This is a genomic window from Moorena sp. SIO2C4, assembly GCF_010672485.1.
In the GTDB taxonomy this organism is placed as follows: Bacteria; Cyanobacteriota; Cyanobacteriia; order Cyanobacteriales; family Coleofasciculaceae; genus Moorena; species Moorena producens.
In genome coordinates this window covers 1-6117 of record NZ_JAAHGN010000425.1, presented here as the reverse complement: position 1 = coordinate 6117, position 6117 = coordinate 1, and the positions used below count along the sequence as shown (strand labels likewise).

Annotated in this window: 7 protein-coding genes; 5 read left to right on the top strand and 2 right to left on the bottom strand. The window is 44.1% G+C overall.

From position 1 onward, the window contains the following. The 5 genes from F6K20_RS20875 to F6K20_RS20855 form a co-directional block, all read left to right on the top strand. A partial coding sequence (locus F6K20_RS20875) for a glycosyltransferase family protein (RefSeq protein WP_287295894.1) occupies nucleotides 1–724 on the top strand: 724 nt, incomplete at its 5' end. 243 nt (nucleotides 725–967) lie between these two features. Further along, entirely contained in the window at nucleotides 968–1756 is a 789-nt protein-coding gene (locus F6K20_RS20870; RefSeq protein ID WP_008179019.1) for an FkbM family methyltransferase, read from the top strand. A gap of 155 nt (nucleotides 1757–1911) precedes the next feature. Beyond that, a complete protein-coding gene (locus F6K20_RS20865) occupies nucleotides 1912–4260 on the top strand; it encodes a beta propeller repeat protein (protein ID WP_287267065.1) in 2349 nt (782 codons plus the stop codon). 122 nt (nucleotides 4261–4382) lie between these two features. Further along, nucleotides 4383–4565, top strand: a complete 183-nt coding sequence (locus F6K20_RS20860) for a hypothetical protein (RefSeq protein ID WP_008179017.1) — start codon at nucleotides 4383–4385, stop codon at nucleotides 4563–4565. A 235-nt stretch (nucleotides 4566–4800) separates the two neighbouring features. Further along, entirely contained in the window at nucleotides 4801–4938 is a 138-nt protein-coding gene (locus F6K20_RS20855; protein ID WP_287248856.1) for a hypothetical protein, read from the top strand. On the opposite strand, the gene dhaL is transcribed toward F6K20_RS20855, so the two are convergent. Together dhaL and F6K20_RS20845 are read right to left on the bottom strand one after the other, a co-directional pair. Next, complete coding sequence (gene dhaL / locus F6K20_RS20850; protein ID WP_287267063.1) at nucleotides 4921–5547, bottom strand: dihydroxyacetone kinase subunit DhaL; 627 nt, start codon at nucleotides 5545–5547, stop codon at nucleotides 4921–4923. The two genes, F6K20_RS20855 and dhaL, sit on opposite strands and share 18 nt — an antisense overlap. 121 nt (nucleotides 5548–5668) lie before the next feature. Then, on the bottom strand, nucleotides 5669–6117 hold a 449-nt coding region (locus F6K20_RS20845; protein ID WP_287295892.1), incomplete at its 5' end, for a dihydroxyacetone kinase subunit DhaK.

The following is a 6117-nucleotide window of genomic DNA, read 5'->3' as shown; positions in this document are numbered from 1 at the left end:
TGAAAAGCATGTTTTATATCTAGAAACATCACCCCATGTAGGAGTCAGTTTTAGCTATTCTGCGTTCATTGATGAAACAGGAAGTCCGTTAGGAATCTATCAAATAGCCAAAACTAAAGATATAACTACAGATTATATCATGTGTCGTAATCCGATTGGGAATGGTTCAACACCAGTGATTCGGCGAGAAGTGTTTGAAGCAATTCGATACCGAAACGATCAAGCTACGGAGGAGGCTTATTTTGATACTGAATTACACAATATCGAAGACGTGGAATGTTGGCTGCGCATGGCTATTAAAACTGATTGGCAGATGGAAGGTTTGCCAGAGGCGCTAACTTTATATCGTATTCATTCACAAGGGCATTCAGCTAGTATACTCAAGCATATAAACTCTCTAGAAAAGGTGATTGATAAAACACGTGCCTATGCTCCAGAGGTAATTGCTGAATGTGAAAACCCAGCCCGCGCCTATTATTTACGGTTTGGTGCTCGACGTGCCCTCAGCATCAACGAAGGCTTGATGGCAACAGAATTGTTTAATAAGGCTTTAGCGACTTACTGGCGTATTTTGCTAGAGGAACCGCTTCGTACTCTGTTGACGGGGGCTGCTGCTTATTTGCTCCGACTTTTACCTAAAACTATTTACCAGCAAATGGAAGCTGTGGCTTTAAAAACGACAGGAGCTTCACAAAAGCGCCGAATTTATCAGGAGCAAGCTTAGTATTTGATACTAAGTCCGGTTGTGAAAGTAGCTTTTCTTACTGATGGGGAGATGGGGTGATAGGGACATGGGGAGAGGGTTTGAGGTTTTGCACGCCTAAGCCACTGTGTGAACAGGATTTAGTATGATATGGTGCTTTACAAACACTTTGTAAAGCTTTTATAAAAATTTGTATATAAAACTCCTCAACCCTCATTATTTTCTGCGATAAAATAAAAGCTGAGGTTTATACGCAGCTAAAAAATGAATCTACCTTTAACCATAAAAACTAATCTGAAAGAGTTATTGATTGGCACACCGTTTGAGCCTGTGGCAAGAAGTATTGTTGATTTGATCAAGCCTCCTAGCCAAAAGATCCTGACCAGCAGGCAAGATGACACCTATGTCTATCAGATTATGAAGCGGATTTTAGACAAATCCTCAAACTGTATCGATGTGGGTAGCAACATGGGGAGTGTGTTGACAAAAATATGCCAACTGGCTCCCCTCGGTCATCACTATGCTTTCGAGCCGCTCCCCCGGCTGGCTACTAGGCTGCAAAAACGGTTCCCAAAGGTTGATGTTAGGCAAATTGCCTTGAGTGATTTAGAGGGAGAAACCACGTTCTGGCATGTTGTTGATGCCCCAGCACTCAGTGGTCTAAAACAAAGAGACTACAGCTATTGGGGTTATAACAATGCTCAAACAGAATCTATTGCTATCAAAACTCAAAAACTTGATGACATCCTTCAACCTGACTTCAAGGTTAATTTCATTAAGGTAGATGTAGAAGGAGCAGAGTTTCAGGTTTTCAAAGGTGCTATCCGAACCTTAAAAACCCACAAGCCTTACCTAGTCTTTGAATTTGGTCATAGTGGCATGGTTGATTATAAAATAACGCCAGGTATGATGTATGATTTGCTAGTCAACCAGTGTGGTTTGAATATTTTTAAACTTAACAGTTGGCTAAAGGGGTTAGCTCCCCTCAGTGAGCCTGAATTTACGATAATCTGTGAAGAAGACTCTGCTTGGAATTTCTTGGCTACGCCTTAGCGGTAGCTAGAAGACACAGCAGCATTCTGTAAGACTTAGAAAAAACTGGGCAACAAACCCTATAAATCGATATAAATAGTAGGGTGAGTTATTAACGTACTCTATTAGTAGAGTTACTGGGTAAGTCTTGTCCAAGTTGCTGATCTATTTTTTTGATGATTGACTTGCTTGCGATCGCACTCAGGGTGCTTTTAGGCTTATTTATTTTTGCGATTGGGCTAACCCTTGCTAAGTGGATTCCCAATCACCGGATTCGAGCTATTACCCAACCAAACCCTTGGTTTAGGCAAAGGGTTACTCTAGGACTGATGATCCTGACTAGTTTGATGATGCTGGGGTCAATTGTATTAGTCACTGATATCGTTAAGGTAAATTCAGGACAGGCTGAGGTAGTTAGCTCTCGGAAATACCAGAACAACATCCGCCTCGGCACAACTAATGTAGCGATCGGAGGTGGTGGTTATGTCACTGGTGTTTACCTCCATCCACTGGAGAAAGACTTAGTTTATATTCGGACTGATGTGGGTGGCTTCTATCGTTGGGATGAGGCGAAACAACGTTGGATTCCCCTGACAGAACACTTTCCCTTCTCTCAGAGAAACTACTATGGAGGAGAAGCACTGGCTGTTGATCCCAATGATCCCACTATTGTCTATATTGCAGCTGGAAAATATCCCTGGGCTGAACCAGGAGCACTATTTAAATCTACCGATAAAGGACAAACTTGGACAAAGTTGAACCTAGAGCTCAAGATGGGGGCTAACCACAAGAAAAAATGGCTAGGAGAGAGACTAGCTGTTGATCCGTTCAATTCCAATATTATCCTGTTCGGCTCTAGAGAAGATGGACTTTGGAAATCATCGGATGCTGGTGCAACCTGGGAAAACGTGACTTCTTTTGCAGGTAAACCAGATAACAAAATTGGTATTACAGCGATTGTCTTTGATACACAGGTACCGGGCTTAGTGTATGCTTCGCCCTATGGAGATGGCATCTACAAATCTACTGACTCTGGGGTCAGCTGGACTCAGGTAGCTGGTAGCCCAAAAACAGTCAATCGCATGGCTGTGGGAAACAATAAAATCCTCTACGTTACCAGTACCAGTAATCCTGGAGTCCACAAGTATGCCAATGGTGTCTGGAAAACCATGAAACCAGGGGGATCTAATCGGATTTTTGGTCCGGTCAGTGTGAATCCTGCTAATCGTGAGGATATCATAGTTGCCCTAAACCGCACACAAAAAACTAAATTCTACCGTTCGTTGGATGGCGGCGCTACCTGGAAACAGCAGCAGTCTTCTGCTAACAACACTATTCCCTGGTGGCCGAAGAAATTTTTTGCCAATCATATGGCAGGGATGGAATTTGACCCGAAAGTACCGGGAAGAGTGTGGTTTACGGATTGGTATGGTGTATGGCGGACAGATGATCTTAATGCTAATCCCGTTGTTTGGACTAACTATGCCGCCGGACACGAGGAAGTTGTTCCGTTCACTCTGGTTTCACCACCCCGTGGTCCCATACTGGTAAGTGGGGTGGCGGATGTGGATGGTTTCTACCATAACCAAGGATTAGATACTTACCCCTCTCAACGACTTGGTCTGGGGGAACCTGGTAAGTCATTCCAGGATACCTATAGTATTGCTTACTGTGAAACTAAACCCTTACAGATGGTTCGGGTTGGTGGTTACCGCTGGAATTCAACCTATACTGGCGCGACTTCCACTGATGGTGGTCTGACATGGCAAGAGTTTGCCTCATTCCCAGACAATACTATGCCGATGCGGGTGGCTATGTCTGCTACTAACCCCAATTTATTTGTTGTGACAGTTAGTCAAGGTCAGCCGTTGCGCACTAAGGATGGAGGGGTGACCTGGCAAAAGGTGTCAGGATTACCCAATGGTCCCGGTGGTCCATGGAATTGGTCTCAATCTTTAGCGGCAGACCCTGTAGATGGCAACAGGTTTTATTACTATGCCAAAGGCAAAGTCTATCGTTCCAATGATGGTGGCTCATCCTTTCAAGTTGTGAATGATTCACTGCGGAATGAAGGTTGGCATTCCCTGAAAACGGTGCCAGGGGTTAAGGGCGAAATTTGGCTGAGTCTAGACCGCAAGGGTTTCTATCGCTCTACCGATGGCGGTAAGTCATTCCTTAAGCTGCCTTCAGTCACCAGAGCTCACCTATTTGCTTTTGGTAAAGCACCCCAGGGGAGTGACACTCCAGCACTGTATATTTATGGAAATATTGATGGAAATGTTCCCAATCTTGAGAATGGGGTTAGGAATCAAGAAGCTACAGGGACTTCAGGAAGCTCAGCCAAAAGCCGTGCCGAAGAACCAGGAATATTCCAGTCTCTTGACATGGGACGCACATGGACACGGATGGGCGATCGCTCCCGACCAATTGGCAATAGACCTGGTGTGATGGAGGCGAGTAAGCAGGAGTTCGGACTTGTCTTTATTGGTACCAATGGTAGGGGAATATACTACGGATCACAATAGGGTTAATTTTGATTGATTGTTTAAGATTTTTCTAAAATTTTCCTTGTAATTAGGGTACTCCTTATTGAATAGGGAATACACTAGATTACTGACTTGTTTCGTGTTAATCAGGGAATCAAACTATGGCACTCCTGCAATTTTTAATCATTAGCGCCATTTGTATGGTGTTAATCAAGTTTGTTGCCTCTTGGTTTGGGTATGGCAACATACCGATACTGAATAAATTAGTGACAATTATTCTCAGCGTCTTCGTCACCTTTGAAATTATTCAGCTGGTGCAAGCTATGATTATCAAATTTGGTTGAGGGCTGACGGTTGAGGGAGAGTTGAAGGTTGAAGGTTGAGGGTTTAGGGTTGAAGGTTGAAGGTTGAAGGTTTAGGGTTCAAGGTTGAAGGTTTAGGGTTCAAGGTTGAAGGTTGAAGGTTGAAGGTTGATGGGTGACGGTTGATGGGTGACGGTTGACCTTCAATAAGATGCGATCGCTTAAGTTATTAATAAGTTACTAAAGTTAAACGTTAACTATAGCGTTTATGCTACTTATGAGGTACAGTCAATTTTCTTACCCCTACTCCCTACTCCCTACTCCCTACTCCCTACTCCCTACTCCCTACTCCCTAAAACCCAAGAATTTGTACCTCACCCAATTGAAAACTGCTCTATTACCCAATAGTTTCTAGCAGTGTCTGGAGAATCAAATAGGCTGAGGTAGCACCAGGGTCTTGATGTCCCACACTGCGCTCCCCTAAATAACTGGCTCGTCCCTTCTTGGCCACCAAGGGAATAGTATTTTTCATCCCTTGTTCTGCTGCCTTGACAGCCTGTTGCAAGGCTTCTAGCATACTGTCTCCTTTATCTACAGCTTGTGCGAAGGCATTGGCTGCGGGTGATAGAGCATCTAACATGGTCTTATCTCCCAAGTTGGCTTTGCCTCGCTGGACGACTCCCTCCACTGCTGCTTGGAATAGTTTTACCATATCCTCTTCTGTCAGTTCTTGCTTTCCTGCTACTGCTGCACTTGAGCGCAAGAACAGGGTGCCATAAAGTGGTCCACTGGCACCTCCCACAGTGGAAATTAGAGTCATGCTGACGGTTTTGAGAATACTGCCAATGTCTTTATCTGCCACTTTAGGAAGCTGAGTGATCACCTTTTGAAAGCCACGATTCATATTGATACCGTGGTCAGCATCACCAATAGCAGCATCAAGTTCGGTTAGATAGTCCTTGTTTTGTTCTAGTACAGTAGCTACTGCTTGTAACCACTGTATAATTTGATGTTTAGTTACCATAGTGGCAGAGTTGCTCAGGGGCTCAGGGCGTCAAGGTAGCAATTAGCAATTAGTAATTAGCAATGAGCAATTAGCAATTAGCTAAGCTGTACCATACCAATGCTCCCCGATATGATACCAATCATAGTCCCCAACGCAGGGCTGGTGTCTTGACTGGTGCATCCCAGAATTTAATTAGCTCATCGTTCATTTTGAGTAGGGTAATCGAGCAGCCTTGCATTTCTAGAGACGTAATATAAGGACCAATCAGACTACGCACGATTTCCAGTCCCTTTTGTTCACAGATTTGGGCTAATTTGCGATACACAATGTACAGTTCCGACAAGGGAGTACCACCCATGCTATTTACGAATGCCAGAATGCGATCGCTTTTCTGAAAAGGCGGGTCAGTTATTTCCAACTCTGTCCATTCTGCTTTATCTTCATCCCACTCTCGCACTGTGCGGCTATAGGCAGAATCTTCAATAATCGATAGCGCTAGCATTTCAGTCATCTCATCCGCTGATTTGAGGGACATTCGTTGTCTTCCCAGTTCCACGTGAATGCCAATCCCAAATTCTATTTCTGCTT